At 31.4% G+C, this 20,376-nt stretch carries 11 protein-coding genes and 2 pseudogenes; 5 read left to right on the forward strand and 8 right to left on the reverse strand.

From position 1 onward, the window contains the following. Positions 1–107: 107 nt before the first annotated feature. A complete protein-coding gene (locus tag MKY00_RS28700) occupies positions 108–587 on the reverse strand; it encodes a CPBP family intramembrane glutamic endopeptidase (RefSeq protein ID WP_000890575.1) in 480 nt (159 codons plus the stop codon). A 1,043-nt stretch (positions 588–1,630) separates the two neighbouring features. On the opposite strand from MKY00_RS28700, the gene MKY00_RS28705 reads away from it, so the two are divergent. Beyond that, positions 1,631–3,340, forward strand: a complete 1,710-nt coding sequence (locus tag MKY00_RS28705; protein ID WP_000520256.1) for a hypothetical protein — start codon at positions 1,631–1,633, stop codon at positions 3,338–3,340. Positions 3,341–4,464: 1,124 nt separating this feature from the next. Then, positions 4,465–5,439 carry a tyrosine-type recombinase/integrase gene (locus MKY00_RS28710; RefSeq protein ID WP_002037656.1) on the forward strand — a complete coding sequence of 325 codons (975 nt, stop codon included), beginning with the start codon at positions 4,465–4,467 and terminating at the stop codon, positions 5,437–5,439. Positions 5,440–6,005: 566 nt separating this feature from the next. On the opposite strand, the pseudogene MKY00_RS28715 reads toward MKY00_RS28710, so the two are convergent. The 4 genes and pseudogenes from MKY00_RS28715 to MKY00_RS28730 form a co-directional block, all read right to left on the reverse strand. Continuing rightward, positions 6,006–7,406, reverse strand: a pseudogene (locus MKY00_RS28715) (TraM recognition domain-containing protein); the annotation flags it as partial. Between the two features lie 100 nt (positions 7,407–7,506). Then, positions 7,507–9,324: a reverse transcriptase/maturase family protein gene (locus MKY00_RS28720; protein ID WP_001245661.1), complete on the reverse strand. Its 1,818-nt coding sequence runs from the start codon at positions 9,322–9,324 to the stop codon at positions 7,507–7,509. A 622-nt stretch (positions 9,325–9,946) separates the two neighbouring features. Further along, a pseudogene (locus MKY00_RS28725) lies at positions 9,947–11,626 on the reverse strand (type IV secretory system conjugative DNA transfer family protein); the annotation flags it as partial. After that, complete coding sequence (locus MKY00_RS28730; RefSeq protein WP_016117800.1) at positions 11,598–13,148, reverse strand: replication-relaxation family protein; 1,551 nt, start codon at positions 13,146–13,148, stop codon at positions 11,598–11,600. The pseudogene MKY00_RS28725 and the gene MKY00_RS28730, both read right to left, overlap by 29 nt. Positions 13,149–13,686: 538 nt before the next feature. Here MKY00_RS28730 and MKY00_RS28735 point away from each other — a divergent pair. From MKY00_RS28735 to MKY00_RS28745, 3 genes are all read left to right on the forward strand, one after another. Next, positions 13,687–14,373, forward strand: a complete 687-nt coding sequence (locus MKY00_RS28735) for a hypothetical protein (RefSeq protein ID WP_002170371.1) — start codon at positions 13,687–13,689, stop codon at positions 14,371–14,373. 563 nt (positions 14,374–14,936) lie between these two features. Further along, on the forward strand, positions 14,937–15,347 hold the full coding sequence (locus tag MKY00_RS28740) for a hypothetical protein (RefSeq protein WP_001006724.1): 411 nt from the start codon (positions 14,937–14,939) through the stop codon (positions 15,345–15,347). 23 nt (positions 15,348–15,370) lie between these two features. Beyond that, positions 15,371–16,819 (forward strand): cell division protein FtsZ, encoded by a 1,449-nt coding sequence (locus MKY00_RS28745; protein WP_001097019.1) that lies wholly within the window; start codon positions 15,371–15,373, stop codon positions 16,817–16,819. A 25-nt stretch (positions 16,820–16,844) separates the two neighbouring features. On the opposite strand, the gene MKY00_RS28750 is transcribed toward MKY00_RS28745, so the two are convergent. The 3 genes from MKY00_RS28750 to MKY00_RS28760 all read right to left on the reverse strand — a co-directional run bounded on the left by MKY00_RS28750 (position 16,845) and on the right by MKY00_RS28760 (position 20,230). Then, positions 16,845–17,594: a terminase gpP N-terminus-related DNA-binding protein gene (locus MKY00_RS28750; protein ID WP_000572426.1), complete on the reverse strand. Its 750-nt coding sequence runs from the start codon at positions 17,592–17,594 to the stop codon at positions 16,845–16,847. A gap of 427 nt (positions 17,595–18,021) precedes the next feature. Continuing rightward, positions 18,022–19,206 (reverse strand): DNA polymerase III subunit beta, encoded by a 1,185-nt coding sequence (gene dnaN / locus MKY00_RS28755; protein ID WP_000546761.1) that lies wholly within the window; start codon positions 19,204–19,206, stop codon positions 18,022–18,024. Between the two features lie 184 nt (positions 19,207–19,390). Next, positions 19,391–20,230, reverse strand: a complete 840-nt coding sequence (locus tag MKY00_RS28760; RefSeq protein ID WP_000474017.1) for a hypothetical protein — start codon at positions 20,228–20,230, stop codon at positions 19,391–19,393. Positions 20,231–20,376: the final 146 nt, after the last annotated feature.

The following is a 20,376-nucleotide window of genomic DNA, read 5'->3' on the forward strand; positions in this document are numbered from 1 at the left end:
AAGAGGCATAGAAAAACACTCTATGCCTTTTTTTATAAACAACTCAATTCCCTTTAATTATTAACTTAAAATCCACTACTAATAGTATAAAGTATTCTTTAAAACATTTATAACTGTGATGCTATAACAGCAATAGAGTTATGTAGTGAGTGAATCAAAACAACAATCCAAAAAGCAGATATTGTAACTTCTACATTTTCATTCTTTTTTTGATATACCCAATAAGCATAGTTATATAATACTCCAATTATTGCTGTAGCGACTATATAAGTGATACCATCTGAATGAATTAATCCGAATATAATCGATGCTATTAAAATGATAAGATAATCACGATCTTTAATAAGAGGAATACAACTTAATACCCAAAATAAAAATACCTGGAAAATTACTGTTTCATATACAGGTGCCGCAAATACTCCTACTAAAATCTGTATAATAGCGGGTTCTTCCTTTATTGGATGTTGTTTTATTGCGGGTAAAAATAAATCTAATGGCATCACAAGTAAAAATGATCCAAATACTATAAGTAATACAAACCAAATTATAGGTAAATCAAACATAAATCTATTCAATTTTTCCAGCATATATATTTCTCCTATCACCTTATTATATTCATAAAATTATATATTATATTTTATTTAATACAATAAGATAATAGAATTAAATTAGTATAAATAGTAAAAAATAATAAATTCTCTATCTTCTTCCCTATCCCACGAATATAAATTTTTATTCAAGAATTACCTTTCGTATTTGTAATAGCAACAATACATTTAATTTTATTAAGTTTACAAAATTCGTTTTACACTAATTATAAGTTAAACATGCAACATCTTTCCCACCCTGTGTACCTTTCCTATAAAACATGCAACGCTTTTCCCATCTTGCGTACCTTTCCTGCAAAACATGCAACACCTTTCCCATCTTGCATAACCTTTCTACAAAACGTGCAACATCTTTCCCACCCTGTGTACCTTTCCTATAAAACATGCAACATCTTTCCCATGTTGCGTACTTTTAATATAAAATGAGCAACGCTTTTCCCATGTTACGTACTCTTTTACTAAAACAAGCAACATTCTTCCCATGTTGCGTACTTATTTTTCGCAACAAGCAACACCTAATATTTAAATTATTTAATTTTCCATTGAAAATAAGCAACATCTTTCCCAAGTCGCGTACCTATCCTGCTATCAAAATTTACTACAAACGCTGCTATATCAGACGATTAAAGATATTCAATCAAAAATAATCTATATATTTCACAAAAATCCTTTCCCAAGTCGCGTACCTATTTTCCTAAAAAATAAGCAACATCTTTCCCAAGTTGCGTACCGAAAATTAATTAAAGTATCTATGAAGTATTGATATTAAAGGATTTTTCCTATTCTTAATAAATAGCATCATACAAGAAAAGAGCAACACCTCTTCCCAAGTCGCGTACCAAAAAAAATCTCAAACTTTTTTTAAATCCCTTGTGGCTCTAAGACTCATAAGGTGTTGCTTTTTTTAAAATTCTCTCTTAAAGGGCACATTTTTACAAAATTCATTTTGCTATAATCAAAATTGGTATATTTTATAGTCTTTTGGCATATATTTCCGAATTTGTAGAATGGAGGTGAAAAAGATGGGGAAATCATTTGTAATAAGAAATCAACGTAGTTTAAATGGGGAAACAACCAATGCTGTGCTAGTAACATTAAAATCATGGCAAAAATTTGTGGAAACATTTGAAGAGAAATACTACAGCTATAAAGATACATATTTAGAAGATATTCTACAGCACATGACATATGAAGACCGTATTGCTGATGTTGACGGTTTTGTCGAAAAAGCCAAACCATCTTTTTCACGTCGCGCAATATCTGCACTTGCAGAGAAAACAGGAAGAAAACATAAATTATATGGTATTACAAATGCAGATCTTGAAGTATTCTTATACCTTCATAAAAAATGTTTTACTAATGGTATTATTCCAAATGTAACAGTACATATGATGTGGGAAGATTACAAGCAATATAAAGAAGAATTAGCATACATTCAGCATTCTCAATTCTATATCGCTTTGAAAAAGTTAAGCTTACATAATATTATCTCTATTAAAAATGGGGTAGATGGCCGATATACAATTAAATTGACTCATTTTACGAATGAGGAAACAAAAAAGGCAAATCCATATGTATATATTAGTCCTGTTGTATTTACAAAGGCTTTCTTTAAACTATCTGTAGCAGCTAAGAAGCTATTCTTAGACATTGCTATGCAACAACATAGGGAAACAACATTAAAACGCTCTTTAGACAAGCTGGACGAAAGAGGAAACAAAACTCATTTTGGTGGGATGTATCGTTACTTACATAAAAAATATCCACATCAAATCCATGCAGTTATAGATGAATTAACTACAGTAGTCCCAAGTACGGGTACTCCCCTATTCAAAATTTGCAAAATGCAAAAAGGGGTAAAAAATACAAAACGATATACAACATTATATCTATCTATCCATCCGGACTTCTTATGTACAAAAGAATCTGGGAATGTTCATCATAGGGATCCGTTTACACCAAAAGCTACATATGCTCGTAAAGCAAGATTCATTGAAGACCTCCTACAAGAAATGAATATCGGTGAACTGTCTGCAGACATGGATAAATTTATTCATGTATTAAAGCATACTTCACATCGCCAAATTCGGAGTGTAATTCGTGGACTTCGCGACATGATTGACAGTAAAGAAGGATTTCCAAAGAAAATTGTATATACATTAAAAAAACTATTATATCAAACATCTCAATATAAAATTCTTGATACTGCAGCGAAAGAAGGTATCTATCCTCTTATCGCTCAGCATATACCAAAAGAGAGAAATAGTGACCGTGAACAAGCTGTCTTTAATTTCGGTCTACATTATGCCATGTACTCTCTTCGTAACATTAAGAAAATATTTAAAAGTGTATATGCACTACTGAAACAGAAATTTGCAGTACCCGCGAATGAAGAATCTTATAACCGTAATTACCTAAAATACCAGGAAGAAACATTATTTAGAAAATATGCATATGACCAGGGCGTTAATGTCCATGCATATGTCGCATTGGAAATTAAAATGCGTGAGAAATTAAAAAATCGTGGTCATAAAGATCGTACTATTCCAAGCGATATACGTGAATGGTTTATTGAAGAGATTGATAGATTACCGCAAGAACATCTGCGCGTAATTGAACTATCACAATCGTTTAATTTACTAGAATTTATGCGTACTTTTGAACGTTTAGTACGAGCTGGTGTAACAATAAAATCTGCAGATCAGGTACTAAACGCAATAGCAATAAAATAAGTGTAACGAGCCCCCTATTTTCAAAAATTTCGAAAGTAGAGGGCTATTAGTGTTTGTTTCATTAGTATTCCTTTTTAACTACTCCATTAATAAAGACCAAATTAGAAGGACTTCATTTAAAATGAAGTCTATTTTTATACATATCTATTCAAATTCTCGTTCTTCTACATCGAACTCTCCACATCAATATAGAAAGTAATTCTATTATCGATAAAATATCATCTTGCTATACCTACATAAAATCACAAGAAAATATTAAAAAACTGTTGATATGAGGACAAAAATCATTAAATGTGAATAAAAATTACCTATAATCCTTATAATTACTAAGGTAAATGTATTTACCTAATAAAAATCATCAAAAATAATGTGTATTATGTGGAAACACTTAATTATGTTTATATATCTTAAGCAGATTGTGAACAATTTGTTTATAAGTCGAGGTTGAATAACCTGATTTTCAAAAAAAAGGAATGTTTAGCTTTTTAAAAAGTAATGTATAAATATAAGATGCCTCGTATTAATTCTTTTGTGATTTCATGTATGTAAATATATTTTACTTTCTGCTTTTTTGTAGAATTGAAGCCGAATAATTAAAGAATCGATTGATTCTATTTATTACCAATTATGATTTTTTATGTTCGTATATCTAATAATCTCTTGTGAGAGTATATTTACACCTTATTTTTCATTACCTATAAAAGTTCCATCTTTTTATTTTTTTATTTTTTAAGATATATATTTATATTAGATTTTTAAAACCGGGGAGTTATCAACAATATTAAAATTAAAACTTAAATATATTGGTAATTTGAAATATAATGAGTTTAATTAAACAGATCATTACCCTCATACAAAAGGATAAACCTACGTATCCCTACCAGGACTAGGTTTGTCTTTTTTCATTTTAATAAACAATTTATATTGGAGGATTACACATGGCTGCACTAAAAGAAACAACTTACATAGAAAGGAATACCTATAACGAGATTGGATTTTTTAAAGGGATTGTTTGGGGATTAGTTTTTGTAGTGCCTTTTTGGATATGCCAGCAACCGTGCGTAGCAAAGGGCGGTAGCAGGTCTTTTACTTGTTTTCTGTTATAATATATCCAAAGAAATTAGGTGATTATATTGAACGAGACAATTAGCTTAGAGGAGAATTTAAAAGCTTTCTCTACATATTTAAGTGAAAAAGGGCGAAAACATTCTACAATCCAACGCTATGCATACGATATTAAAGATTTTTATAGATGGTTAAATGAAAATGAGTTGCTTTTACATATCAAATCATGGAATGAAATATCCGTTCATGATTATCAAGCTTATTTCTCAATGTTAGAAAACAAACGAGAATATTCTCTTAAAACAAGGCACAGGATATGGGTGGTTTTAAAAAAGTTACACACGTTTTTAGGAATAGTTAGTCCATTAGATGATATTCATCTCTCTTTAATTCCGGATCAATCATTAAATGACAATGATTTTATTACCGAATTAGAAGAGAAGCTTTTAAAACAAACTGTTCTATCAACTAAGGGGTTAACAGAGAGACAAGCTAAATATCGGCCTCTAATCATGGATAGAAACGCTTGTATAATTAATTTAATAGTAAACTACGGTTTGTCATTGCAAGAGCTTGTATCGCTTAATATGAGCCATATACAGTTTGCTAGGAACACTTTAACTGTTTCAGGAGAAAACGGAGTTACTAGATCCGTCTTCTTAACAGCCGAAGATACAAAACAGCTTTACAAATATTATTCGACTATCCCTGAATCTGTAAGACCTCGACAGCACACAGATAATCCCCTATTTGTGGCATTTGATTTTAATCGAGGTACTTATCGATGGGTTTACGAAAATGATGCACCAAAGGCTTTATCTGAGGTTGCTATACAGAAGATGATTCGACTGGAAGTAAAACGAGCAGAATTAGGTAGACGTATTTCTGCACAACAGATGAGAAATACGTTTATTTTTCGTCTTATTAAACAAGGAATAAATGAGGATGAATTAGTAAATAAAATAGGTTTTAAAACAAAAGTATCTTTAAAAAGATACTATCAATACTTGATGTTATCTAAAAAAACTCGATGAAAAATACGTAACTACTATTTCACAGAAAAAGACTTTTGAACTGTACAAAGTTCATCTTTTGTTAATTGTTTCTTATTTACATTAGATGAATAAATTTGATAATGTACGTCATTTTCATTCCAGTATACATAATGTGATTCATTTTTTTGCTGATTGAATGCTTGACGAGTTTTATCAAATGCATTGATCTCTTGTAAAGATTTTTGTGGGAAAACATCTTTTCCTCTTGTTATTTCAACAATTAAGTTTTGATTGTCTTTACTTGAATAAACGATGGTAACATGTGTGGCTTTAAAATACAGTTCGATTAAAAATATTGTGTTAAACCGTATTCTATGGTTTCTTATCCGACAGGTTTATGTTTTATAAAAAAAGTTTGATCTTAGCTTATTTATAATTCTTTGATTAAAGAGATAAAGTAGCGTAACTTTATTTCAATGCTACATTAAATTTTAGCATAAAGAAATGATCCTCTTAGTGAAAGTTACATTTGAAATAATAAAAAGGTATGGGGTTACGCCCCACACCTTTTTACCAGTAGAAATATTCGTTATATGCTTCGTATATCAATCACGATCAATGTCACCTTCGATATATTGACTGAGTTTATCCTTAATTGCCGCACTTTCTGGAGTTACTTCTGCTACTTTACGATTATGAAGACGAGAGCCACCTTCGAATTCATCTAAAGGTAACGTATTTTCAACATCTTGAGGAACGGTAGCAGCCATTTGTTGTAACCATTGCATTGTTAAGTTAGATGTTGTATTTTTACCATTGATTTCTGCAGTTCGTTGAATTTCCTGTTCCTGCTGATTATGGGTCACAGTCGATGTGTAAGCAGGCTCTCTATATTGTGGTGTATGCTTCGCCCTTGGCACTTCTATTGGAGTTTCAGTAATAACTGGTGCTTTGTTGTTAAGTTCAATAGGTTCTCTATGTTTACTTGTATCTGGTACATTTTCTTTTTGAATATCGATTACTTCATTAATTTTTGCAGATTCTGTTTTATTAGAAGTAGCCATTGATGCTGTAGCGTCCTCCTTTTCGAGCTTAGGAGCAGAATTCCTTGAGTAACCTTGAACAGACTGATTATTTGTTAACTCCCCTTCATTGTCAGTATCATCTTCATCACTATAAAAATCGTAAGTATCAGGATTTAACGTTTGTAACCAACCTTCTATTGCAGTAGGTGCTGTTTTAGGTGTACTTAATTCTTCAATTACAGTTTCTTCACTATCAACATCTGTATCTGTGACATAATCATCATATTTAATTTCCGTATTTAATGACTCTTCACGAATTTTTAACCAATAAGCAGCTGCTTCTGCATCAACTTGAATCTTAGCTGTTTTAAACTCAGAGGCAGGAACAAAGTTAGCATTTACTTGTATCCCTCCTTGAGGAGCATTATCTTTTACAATTTTAGCAGCACACTGGAATGCTTTTTGAATTAAAATGTCATTTTCAGAAAGAATTGGTACCTCTGTTTTCGAATAAGAGTAGGATGTTCTACGAGTACTTTGTGTTTTTGTTTCTGCTGTTACCATATCAATTTCTTGATCACCTTCACGTGCCTCATAAATTGTTTTCGTACCCATTAGCTTACTAAATAATTTAGCGTCTTCATTTGTAACATCACCATAAACAAGTTTATTACGAAATGTACCTAACAGTATATCCATGAATCTTGGGCCATGTTCAATTGCTAATTGACTAATGGTTTGTGCAATAACAATTAAAGGTGCTTTATATTTACGTGATTGAGCAGGAAAACTTTTAAATGCTTTGTAAATGTAATCCGCAAACTCATCGACTAAAACCGGATGGTAAGGAGATACGTTAGGCTTACGACGGAAAACAGCATTCTGCACGGCATATAAACATAATTTACCGAATACATCGGATAGATCAGAAAGTTCCCCTTTCGCTGTGTTGACTAACAGAATACCTCCAAATTCCAAGTAGGGTAAGCACCCAGCGCCTTGTCATATTTCTATGATAGGTTTCCAAATACTCCCCCCCGAACCGTACGTACTTGTCTCCAAGTATACGGCTCTCCATTTATCAATCTAATTTACCTAAATGTAAATCTATGTGACATTGTTGGCATAATGCCATGGTTTTTCTTTTTCTGGATATCATCATCTGCTCCCACATTTTTTTCCCTTTTAGGTCTTTTAACTTTCTAATGTGGTGCATTTCAATTGCTTGATTCTTTTTGCCACACATCTCACATTCTTCAGCTAATAATCGTTTAATGAGACTCGTTCTTCCAGACATCTTTAATGTATTTGGGAGAATATCAACTTCTGGTTTGTTATCTGTATGTTTTTGTCTCTGAAATCCTTTGTCATAGAGATATCTTATTTTTTCGCCATTTTTTGTTTTGTATTGGATACCAAACTTTCCGTTGATTTTATATTTGTTGAGTATTTTTTTAACACTTGTGTTGTACTTGTTTGCGAACGTCTTATACATACTGTATTCCATTATATATTTGTATTTATTTAGGACACTTACATTGTTCGCTAACTTATAGTACTCATATAGACCGCGTATTTCTGCATTATAGATACTTAGAATCTCTAAATCATCATTATCTTTTAAATAAGTTCTGTGTTTAGCTTTCCAAGTACCTGTTTTATTTTCAATTACTAATGCATCTTTTTGTAGTAAATTCTTTATCCATTTGCTTTTTGGTACATATAGTTTAGGCGTATAGGAGTATAATCTTTTTGTGCGTCCGTGTGTAGTTTTTGCAGTTGACTGTTCTCTAGAGATTGTAATATCGTATCCAAGAAATTGTGCCAATTTTTGGCTATGAGTTATGAGTGTTTTTTCTTGTGATAATTCAAGGTCTAACTTTTCTTTAAGAAAAATCGTGAGATTTTCTTTGAGCTGAGTAGCATCTTCTTTACTGCCAATTATTCCAATTAAGAAGTCATCTGCATACCTGGTATATACTATTCTTTTGTAGTCTGCATCCATTTGGTCTTTTGAATGGATAGAGAGTTGTTTTTTGTGTAGTTCGTTCCATTGTGTTTTAACTTCTCTCTTTTCTTCTTCTGACATTTGTCCCCATGAATTCACATGTTTTTTCCGCAATCTATATTTCTTTTCAGATAGGTAGCCATAATCACGAGTTTCTTTTCTTCGTATTCCCTTATCAAATTGTTGTTTGTAATTGTTCATAAACTGATCTAATTCATTTAGGTAGATATTAGATAATATGGGACTGATTATGCCTCCTTGTGGGGTGCCAGAGAATGTGTTGTTATATGTCCATTCTTCTAGATAGCCTGCTCTTAGAAATTTCCAGATTAGCCTTATGAATTTTTCGTCATCGATTCTTTTTCTAAGGATATTTATAAGTGTAAGATGATTTATGTTATCGAAAAAGCCTTTTATATCTCCTTCAACAAACCAACGCACACCTCTATATGTCCTTTGAATTTGAATCAATGCCGTATGACAACTCTTTTTAGGTCTAAACCCATGTGAATTATCAGAGAATGTTTGCTCATATATACTCTCAAGGATACTTCTTATTATTTCCTGTACAATTTTATCATCTGTTGATGGTATACCTAGTGGTCTTTTTCCGCCATTGGCTTTATCTATATATACTCGTTTAGCTGGATAAGGTTGATATGTCTCATTTTTGATTCTGTCTATAAGAGTGTTAATTCTTTCAATACTCATTCCGTCAATATTATTTCCGTCTGTACCCTTAGTCATATTACCTTCTTTGGCATATATCTTAGAATATGCCATGTAATAAAACTCTGGATTATAAAGATTTCTATAGAGTCTCTTGTATTTATAATTTGCATTATTAGCTTTGGTATTTAGACTGTTTAATACCTCATTTGGATTTCTCATAGAGCCTCTCGCTCCTTCCTAATTCGTATTAAACTGATAAACTGTTTCCCTTCGCCATGTAATAGGCTTTCCCTATTTCGGACTACTACGGAAACTCCGTTACCTTATTGGATATTCATAAGCCACATACCTTGTTTTACACTTGGTATCATCCTTAATAGCCAATTTAGGTTGGCATTCCAACTTAGGTAATCCCCATTTAGTACAATTAGAGACAAGCATGTTATAGTGTCGGATGCGACTTTCGTTCTTTTCCACTTACAGTGGCTGGTTAGTAATGGGTCACAAGGAATAGAGTCCAATGTTATCCCTATTCCTCTTGAGCTATTTAACAAGCACCTAGTTAAATGGCTATTACTACAACGTTACTAGTTACCTTTCGTTGCGGGTCTCGATATCCCCCCTTGAACTATCGTTTAAGCAGTTTAGCTTTCATCCTCATCTATAACGGTTCATCTTGCCATTCAGTCGTGATTTGGTAACTAATCAACTTATGGCTTTACCAACATGCTACACTCCCCGTTTGGTTTCCCTCTCGGATAAGTTGGTTGATGATAGGTTTTCGTGTGACCTATAACCTACAACTTTGCTAAAGTTGAATCCCTAAAAGCCCTTATGGGCGCACATGCTTCTCAAAATCAAAATCCGATGGACCACATAAAACACGTCGGAGCAGAGGTTGAGCAGAAATATCATTTAATGTGTTTCGTAAACCGCGAACAAAGGTTTCTTGTTTATCAATTATCTTTGGTTGACCATAGTATTTCCCTTCAGTATGATAAACAACTTCCCCTCCCCCACGACCACCAGAAATTTCAGGAACATAATTTAAGTCAAACCATTCATCAACTTGTTTCATTATGCGGAAATGGTTTCGTTCATCCCTATCTGGAATAGATTCAATATCATTTGGAAGTCGTTCTTTTAATTTGAGATGCATCTCAAACACGAGATTAGCATCATTATACATATCAATTAAATGCTCAAATCTAGCTTCAAAATTAGAATCATGAAGTTTTAACAAATAAATATGTTGTTTAAGATGGGAACGCTCAGATTGAACGAAGAACGGATTTCCTGCTCCATTATCAGAGAGACCCGTTAATACTGAACATAACATCTCAGCAACTTTATCAACTGGACCACGTACAAAATTTATTGAAGGGGTATCAGGATTTGTTGGGTCTAAATAGAAAATAACACTTTCGGGAATTTTGTGTGCTAATACCAATTTATATACTTTTTCGCAGAAGTCATTAGATGGCTCGATAACTGTAAGACCATTAACCTGCGTCCCTTTTACATCCTCTGAATGATAATCTTTTCTTGCATATAAGGTTTTAAAGTTATTAATCATGGAAGCCATATAGTCAAGAATTTGATTGGCAATTGGCAAACCTAGTGCAGCAGATTTACCTGTACCAATGTTACCGATAATCATTATATTAAGTGTCAATGACTTACCTTGTATAACTGCCATTTCGCGTGTAGCACTGTTAGGACCAAGATAGATATCTGGGTCTGGCAATTTTGATGGATTTTTTTCTGTGAAAAATTTGTGTAATGAAGTAGCGAGTTTTCGTTGACGATCATCATTTAAAAAGGAAAGCATCCAACCAGGTATTTTAAACACGTATTCCCATTTTCCGAATTCATCTATTAGCTCTTTTTTATGTTCGTAAAAAATCTTAAAGAGCCATAAGAGTACGAGAATAATAATAATTACAGGTATTGCAAATACAAGGTGCATGATATTACTAAAATTTGAAAGTATAGTATCCTCTAATCCTTTGTCATTTAGTGAAACTTCTCCAGCTTTCGAATTTAAGAATGGAATAAATATTTTAGCTAATGGAACACTAAACGCCCATAAGTACTGGGCAACTATACCAATTAACATCATCGAGAATATAAACCATCTACGCTTTATCTCCTGGTAGGTCTTAACCTTGGTTGATAGTTGCCAAGTATAAATTAAAATCCAAAAGCTAAAAAAGGTTTCAAGGTAATAATTAGTTTCAAACGGATTACCGAAGATACTTAAAGTAGGCAATGGAGCGCCCATTTGTATTGACCAGAAAGAAGCGTATTTATATATTCCTCTAAAAGCAAAATACCAAGCTAGCAGAAGTAGTAATGTTATAACATAGTAAGATGAGCGGGCTGCTAAACGATATTTCCAGCTTTTTGTAATATCGATTGTAACTGTATAGGAATTTTTTTTACTCTTTCCGGCTTTTGGATCCTCCCCATTACCTGGTGCATTATTGAGTTCAGCATTCTTTTGAACTGCATTCTCCAAATTCTTGTTTCACCCTCTCTTTTAACGAATAAAAAGCAGCGGTGAAATTAAGCAATTCAGCAGAAGTAACCAATAATATATTCTCTGGTGCTATGGAATTGTGATACAAATCAGTAAAAATGGCTTGCTGCCCATGCTCTAATTCATCCGCTTCATATATCCCCAAAATCTTAATTGGGTTTAGTGTTCGGTGTTGATTTTGCATGGCCAACAATCCTGATAATTGTTGTAATTTAAAATGTGTGTTAACCTCCCCTACCTTAAGTATTGTTAATATACATAATATTTCTAAGTAATCTAAAGATTTTTTTTCTTCATCAGGTGCTTTTTTTCTTAATACCAAAATGTCATCTGTTAACTCAAGTAGTTTAGAATGTTGAATCCCCTTCGCTTGAATTTCATTTTTATTAGAAATCCACTCTACCGAATAAGGGAAAGAAGAGTTTATGTTTAAACGTTCAGCGATTTTTTTGAACAAATGACTTTTGTTTAAACTATTAATTTCGCGAATTTCATGAAGAATATTATTTATTACAAGTGCAGATCCACCCATATTGCTTACGTAAACATTTAGGTTATTCACTACACTTAAACGTGGTATATTGCTGAAAGCCTTTTTTAAATTTGTTACACGAGTAGTTCTTTTTTTGTAAGTAGAAATTGTGTGATAAGAATCATCGATTACTGAAAATAATACGTAAAACTGTTTAGAAGGATTAGAAGCAGCGATATCAAGATATTTTTTTAGTTTGTTTTCTAGAAATGGAATGTTTTCTGTTCCTGTATCAACTTCAATATTGATAATAGAATCGTTACATGTAAGAACCCAATCAGGAATGATTAATGGATTTCCCTTTGAATCTAGATAAAACTCTTTAGATGGACGAAATGAATAAACGAGTTGAGGTAGATCTGGTTGGAAGGAAACGGGTTGAAGTTCTGGCTGAAACATTTCGCGATACTCTTCATCTTCGTATAAGAAGTAAACATCATTTGAATCGGAATACATTAGGTTAGGTAAATGTAAGTTTTGCTTCACAATTGAGTTTAATGGAAAAAGATAATCGCCATTACCACCAACAATTGCACCGGTATGTTCATTTTGGGATTCTGCTTCAAGTAGGTTTAGCACAAATTGTGTAATAGCTATATTGTGTTCATATTGCCTTTTGGTAACAAACGAGGTGTTGTAGTCAGTAATTAATTTTAAACGATATAATACTTCTGTTCCCTTTGAAGCTATAGAAACGAAATCCAATGTAAAACCACGCTTTTTTCTCACACTTATATTTTCTTTTTTTATTAATTTCATTTTTGCCCACTTAGTTAACTTAGATGAAAATGTAGTTCGACTTATTGGCTCCCCACTTATCAATTCATAAAATTTTCTTAATTGAATTTGAGATACTGTTCGTTGTTCATATAAAAATAAGACTGTAAAAATATCAGAACGATTAAAATAAACTCCACGATCATTCTCTCCGACGATATATTTAACGGCATGATCAAATGATTTTTTCAATTTTAAACACTCCTTTGATATGGAAATAATATACGGAAATCTGCATGAAATCAGTTACAATTGTCATGAAATGAAGGTAATTAATGTTGGAGAAATTAAGCAGTTCAGTACATAAAAATGATTAGTGTATATTTTAACTGAAATTTACAAAAAAGTAACCCATTATCCCCTATGAACTCTCGGTTTAAAAACACATATTATTTCGTCAGGTGTGGGTAATTAAATTGAATGATATCAAGTGGAAAATTACTATTAGGGTTCGTCATTTGTACTTCGACATAGATAAAAGAACATATGACGAACTCTAATGATGAAAACAGGGTTCGTCATATGTATTTCGTCATATATGTGTAGAGTAACAAAAATAGATAAAATGTACAGTGAATATACTTTTGCATAGATGATATTAAGTATTAATCAGAATTGCATTTAATTCTATAGAGCTATTTGTTTATCAGAAGGAAAAATCACATCATAAAAGAAATAAGTAAATAAAAATAATAAAGTAAATGAAAATTGTGTATATTTCATATTTTGCATGTTACAATTTGATTTAAGGGGTGAAAAAATGCGGAATTGGAACACAGAATATGGGTTAATAACAAAGATAATACAAAGTGAATTTGAAACGGACTTTCTTTATACCCAAGTAATTAATACATTAAGTAACGAACATGAGATAATCCCAATAAAGTTTGCAGCTCTAGATCCTTATAAAACGTATAATATGGCACAAGTCAGTAGAATTTTGAGGATAAAATCTAACCAATTAAGATATTTAATAAACAAATACGGTGAATACATCCAATTAATAAAAAAAAGAGCTAAATATGCTATTTCATTTAAAGCTTTATACAGGATATACTTAGTAAACCTATGTTTAACAAAGAAATTAATTAGTTTAGGTGAGTTTAATAAAATCATGACTACACATGTTAGTTATAGCGATTATATTGATATGAAATTGACAAGTTATACTGACAAGTTTGTAGAACTTAACTATAAAACTAGCCAATTGAATGAAAATGAATCAGAATTTTATGTGTTATTCCTACAAATATCAGAAATAACTACGGAATTAATAAAAGAAATAGCTGAATATAATATGACATTAACATCCCCTTTCCTTTCTGTTGACAACAGAGAGAGAAATAAGTTGGTAAATAAGAAACGGGATCATGAAGTTCTTTTCAATAAACTAAGTATTTTATATAAAAATTTATAATTAAAAGAGTAATACTTTATTAAGTATTACTCTTTTTTATTGACTTATTTATAACGTGTATATATAAGACTTACAAGTAAGGCGTATAAAGAATTTTGGTGATATTATATTGACATGAAATTAATATAAAAGTGAATAAAACCTTTATTTATAGGTGTTTTTATATAAGTCTTATATATAGTGTGTTTATGTAGGTTGTATATGTACGATAGAGGATTTATTAGTACTATATTTTAGATGTATCAAATGGTAATAATATAAATCTGGATAAAAATCTACATAAATACTGTCTTTTTTTTAGTATCTGATAGTTATTGTTAGTTATATGAAATCTAATATTAACATGTTTTGTTTACTACGCATATAAAGGACTTACATATACGTCTTATATATAAAGTATTGATACGTAAGAGTTTATTATGTTTTTATGAAATGAAAGTCTTATATAAGTCTTGTATATAATAACCTTATATAAGACTTATATATAATGACTTGATATACGTCTTATAATAAGGTAATATGTTTTTAGGAATAATTAACCAACGTTTTAAGGGGGGGACAACTTGAACGAGGTATTAAGTGAAAAATATAAACAGAACAAATTTACTCCTGAAGTTGTAGAAATGTTCGCAGACATTATTGAAGAAGACGAAATACTGTACAATGTATTTCATTACATAGGATCTCAAGTAAACAAACAATACCAAGAGACAAAGTATATGAGAGGTATTTCAATAAATGAGATAGTAGAAAATGTTGTTATTGATAGAAGAGTAAAGAAACCTAAGGGGAAATCCTATTCGTTAGAAATTGAAAGAACAAATATTTCAAGAAGATCAGCAGAGGGAAGTGTGGGTACTTTAGCTGCCATGTCATTAATAACAGAAAAAATTATGCATCCGTATAAGTTTTTAATTTCAACAATAAGAGGACAACAGATTTTAATTGAATTAGAGAAACGTAAAAACAAGTAAAAAGAACGAAGGAGAGATGGAAAATGGCAAAAAACTTTCTGAAAAACGAAGTTGCTGTAAAGATGACTATGGTTGGTTTTGGGCAAGCCGGAACTAGAATGGTAGATAAGTTTGCTGAGTATAAACATACAGATGGTACAGCAGTATATAATTGTCTTGCATTAAATAGTAATGACGGAGATTTAGCTGAACTTAAGAATGTTCCAAAAAGTAACCAGGTTTCACTAAAATTAGGTGGTTTAGGTAAAAATCCTGAACGTGCTGTAAAGGTTTTAGAATCTAATGATGATGCTAAAGATAAATTAAAAGAGTTTATTACAGAACGTGTAAGACCATCTGATGAATTAGTGCTATTTTTTGCTGGTTTAGGCGGTGGAACAGGTACATCTACAATTATTAAGGCAATTGAAGAATTCTCTGCTTTTCATAATAAACCTGTAATTGCTGAAGAACTTAAAAGTATGGCAATGAAAATTCCTAGAGAAGAATTAATAAAAAATCAACAAAAGTATGCAAGAATTGCTTTCAATAATGCAATTGAACGTAAGGATTTCATTAAAATGGGTATTGTGGTTACACTTCCAGTAAGAGCAGACGGACCAGACGTACTAAGACAAGTAAATAAGTTTTCACAAGAAATTTGGAAGCTAGCAAATGATCCGGCTAAAGGCGTAGCATTTGTTGTGTTTGCAGATAATCAACATTTTTATGATGAGTTTAAAGGATTAAATGAAAATGAGAAAAAAGGAATTGCAAACTCACGTGACTATGCAAACCAACGCATTGGAGAGATTATTCATGAGTTAAACACAGCTGCAAACGGCTCTGGAACGTCTGTAATTTTAGATTCTCAAGACTTTAAACGAATTCTGCTAGAAAGAACTGGCTGCTTGGTAATTAATAAGGTTTCACGTAACATGAACCAAATTGAAAATAGTAAAGAAATTGTAGATATGTTCTCAGAATCATTAAAAGGAAGCTCATTCCACCATCCAATTGATCTAATGAAAACAAATGAAAATGGAGATTTAGAGGCATCTAAAGTGCATCATTTTGGTATGTTGGCAATTTTAGATGAACAAAAGAATATTGATGATTCATTTATGGATGATGCTAAGGTAGAAGTAACAAATAAACTACCAATCAATGGAACTGTTTTTAATGGATATCTAGTTAGTAAGAATGACTTTATGGGTAGCGTGTATACTTTCTATAAAACAGATGCACTACCATCTCGTTTATCTAAAGGATTAGTCGAGGAATACAATGAATTTAAAGAAAAGCAAAGTCAAATTCAATATACAAAGTCTCAAATTACAACTATTGAGGAACAAGATTCAGATGATGATTTCCACATTAATTTTGGTGATTATTTAGAAATAGAACCAGCTAAAGATGACGAAAAGAATGTACAAAATGATGAAGAATTAGCGGCATTTATGGATCCCGATAAAATGTTTGGAGCAAAATAAAAAATAAGCCTGGAATTTTCCAGGCTTATTTTTCTATATTCATTGTATTTTGTATATACTCAATCATGTTTTCATCAATATAGGTTTCAATGAAAAGTTGTTTCCGCGCAAGATCTTCTTCTTTTTTAAACCAACCAACCTTTTTAATTCGGGTGTCTTCAGGAAGGCTATTCCACTCTTTTTCAGCCTGTTTTCTTAACTCTGTACGCGCTCTGTGCTGAATAATCATATTATCTAGTCTTTCTTGTCTTTGGCGCTCTTTTAAGGTTTCAGGGTCTTCTGGTTCAGGTAACGCAGAACGCACAGCTTCCTCCAATTTTTCTCTATACTCCATTTCAATGCTCTGTAAATGCAATTCAAGCTTTTGCTCTACTATTTTTTCGATTGTTGCAGCTGCTTCATGTATGTTTAATTGAGCTGAAAGTTCACTGGTTTGATTTTCTGGTGAAACGGGCCTTAGTTCAAATTGATGTGGTAAAAGTTCTATAATTGCATCTAGTGACCATTTTTCGTCTCTCTTCTGCTTGATAAATAAAGCAATATCTAAATCGAGACTATTATATAATTTTTCATTTGTATTATTGGTTCTAAGAGTCCCATGTAACCCTTTTTCTTCTAAGGTGTTGAACCAATTATATACCGTATTGTGATGGCGACCTACTAACTTTGAAAACTCAGTTATTCGCCATGCCTTTTCAAAAGCGTCTTCATGAATAAAGTTTTTATTAGTTTCTTCACCATTTTCAGTGGTAGTTTGCTGTTCTTGTTCAATCATTGTTATACCTCCTTGGAATTTAATCGTAGAAAGTGAAATTAACATAGAAAGTGGAATTGACATGTTAAGTACTTTTCGGCAATACTAATTAAAATACCTTTATAAAATGAAATTAACATCAAATATAACATTAACATGTAATGGATTGATGGTTAACATGACATTAATGTTTGTATGATTTTGGTATAAAAATGTTAATGTCATGTTAATGTTTTGTTGTTTGTAATGCGTTATTTGGAGTGTTAATCCGCTTTATTGTTGCTATGAAATTAACAAATTAGTCTACAATATATTAATGATAAGTAAATAAAAGTGATTTGTAAATAAATTATAAAGATATAATATTAAACTTATAATATAAAAAACTAAAAGTTTATGTATAAAACAAATAAAAAAAGCCCATACTTGATAGTATAGGCCTTGTTATTTAATTAATAATGCTAGGTAGTATGAATCTAAAATCTGAATAATGAATCGGCTGTAACGGCTCAGTAGAATTAACACCAAGGTTATTGTAATAATCTTCATGTACTATACTAATTGGCTTTTTCTCACCATTAAAGCCAATCGCTATTAAATCGCAGTTTATAACTTTTATAGAAGTATAAAGTAATTGTACATTAAAACCGAATTTTATAATTGAGTCTTCAGGTTTAACTGATGGATCCGGTGTTGTAATATCCTCAGTTTGTATTAAGATTTGTGCGTTGCCTTCGGATTTTTCTTCATTTTCTATAGAGATCGCGTTATTATTCAATGTAAAGATACCTGTAGGTTTATTTGATGTAAATAGCATTATTTGTTCTAGAGCCTCTAATATCTCACGTTTGTTAACTAAAATTACATTTTCATAGAGTGGAGAAAGTAATCTAACTAAGACATCTGGATAATCGCCCTCAAGTGTTTGGGTTCTAAATGTTTCAGTATCACTTGATAAAATAAATGTATTATCAAGTTTGCTCAGTTTAATTGATTTTTTTATATCGAAACTATTGATAGCTTCTTTTAAAGCGATGGCTGGAATTGTCATTTTAATTTCTTCTTTGAAGGCTGTCTGTAATTTAATAGCTTTATACGCTAGTTGATGGCTATCCGTAGATTGAAAGGTCATGAGATTCTCTGATACAGTTAGGTGAATACCTTTTAAAATAGGTCTTTGATTTGAAGTAGATGCTGCATAGCAGACGCTGTTTATAGCTTCTTCTAATATAGAACACTCTATATCGGCGAAATATTCCGCTTGACTCGGTTTAATTACAGGATAATCGCTTACTTTAAAGGTATTAAGAGTGAACTTGCTTTTACCAGAGATTACTTGAAGAATATTTTTGGATAGTTTTAGTTTAATAGGTTCTTTTGTTAATTTTTTTGCGACATCTACTATTTTCTTTTCAACTAATACTGTTCCTTCTGCTATCACCGATACATCTTCATCGCAAAAAACAATACGCTCAATTGTTTCTTTTGAATTTGTGGCAATAAATCGCAATTTATCCGTTTCAGCTACAATCAAAATACTCTCAAGAATAGGTTCTTTTTTATCTTTACCTGCAAATTTCACCACGCTAGATAAGTTTTCGACTAATTTAGATTTTGAAATTTCGATGTGCATAATTAATTCCTCCTCAAAAGTTTAAAATGTTAATGTCATGTCAATCTCTGAGAGATTCCGTTGATATAACATTGATATTTCGGTGTTTTATAGTTTTTAACATGTCAATCTCAGTTGATATGTTAATGACAAAGATTCGTTCTAATTTATTGAATTCCGTCCGATGTTAACATGAAATTGATAGTCAGATTGCACTTTTACTTTGTTTTAAATAGCTACCTGTATATTCAACAGCTGCTTCGTTCATAAATCCAATAGTAGTTTTAAAATTATTAAATTGTTGATTACAGCATCTTGATAACTCATTTAATATAAGTTTTTCAGTATTTGAATTAGTGGCCATTACTGCAATTTCTGCAGAATGTTTTATTATAGAAATGTAAAATTCTAATTGTTTTTCATTTAATTTTTTAAAATCGCGTTGCTTAGGGTATGGAGATATTAATATTTCTTTTCGATTATCAATATTGATTTTTAGCGCTTTTTCATAATTGTTTACGATGTTCCACAATTCATTGTAATTGCTATTAGATGATGGAGTTGTATTACTTGTTTGTTGGTGGTTCGGATTTAAGCATAGATATAAGCCAATCTCAATAGATTCGCATGCCTTTACGAATGCTCTAGCCATTGCTGATTTTTCATCATCGCCTAAATCACAAATTTGTCCCACAACTCCATTTTCTATATTTTTTTCTTTATTAGAAAATCTGTTCAATTTCTTTGCATCTGTCCCATAAACAATTCTTTTTTCGCCACCCCATTCCGAAAAGTCTAATGTTAACTTACATGTTGTTCTTGCCCACATAATAGGGGGGACGCTACTTGGTTCTGCATAAAGTTCTTGAATCGGATATTCAATTGAAAATCCGTAAACACCTAAAATCTCTATTAATCTCTTTCTAGCTTGATAATGAGGAATGTATGGTTTACCATCTTTGTATTTCAATTCATTCTTTTCAAAGGGAGCTAATAAAGCGTCGTGTACATCTTCTAAACTTTGGTATTTTCTCTTTTTGAACATCTTTTTTCCTCCTTTTAAACACAAAAATGCCCTTCGAAGGAATCTATTTTTTTACACGAAGTAAGTGTAATAAAATCGATTACCCGAAGGGCATGAGTGTTTTTTGAAATAAAATAAAAAATAATGGTACATTTTAAGTATATGTT

Origin of the sequence: Bacillus sp. FSL R9-9834 (assembly GCF_038006905.1) — a bacterium.
Lineage (GTDB): Bacteria > Bacillota > Bacilli > Bacillales > Bacillaceae_G > Bacillus_A > Bacillus_A pacificus.

Excerpts from the sequence above, each read along its gene's own strand:
- MKY00_RS28745 (WP_001097019.1), top strand. The coding sequence starts at position 15,371 with ATGGCAAAAAACTTTCTGAAAAACGAAGTTGCTGTAAAGATGACTATG.
- MKY00_RS28720 (WP_001245661.1), bottom strand. The coding sequence starts at position 9,324 with ATGAGAAATCCAAATGAGGTATTAAACAGTCTAAATACCAAAGCTAAT.
- MKY00_RS28705 (WP_000520256.1), top strand. The coding sequence starts at position 1,631 with ATGGGGAAATCATTTGTAATAAGAAATCAACGTAGTTTAAATGGGGAA.
- MKY00_RS28760 (WP_000474017.1), bottom strand. The coding sequence starts at position 20,230 with ATGTTCAAAAAGAGAAAATACCAAAGTTTAGAAGATGTACACGACGCT.
- MKY00_RS28735 (WP_002170371.1), top strand. The coding sequence starts at position 13,687 with ATGTTACAATTTGATTTAAGGGGTGAAAAAATGCGGAATTGGAACACA.
- MKY00_RS28700 (WP_000890575.1), bottom strand. The coding sequence starts at position 587 with ATGCTGGAAAAATTGAATAGATTTATGTTTGATTTACCTATAATTTGG.
- MKY00_RS28750 (WP_000572426.1), bottom strand. The coding sequence starts at position 17,594 with ATGATTGAACAAGAACAGCAAACTACCACTGAAAATGGTGAAGAAACT.
- dnaN (WP_000546761.1), bottom strand. The coding sequence starts at position 19,206 with ATGCACATCGAAATTTCAAAATCTAAATTAGTCGAAAACTTATCTAGC.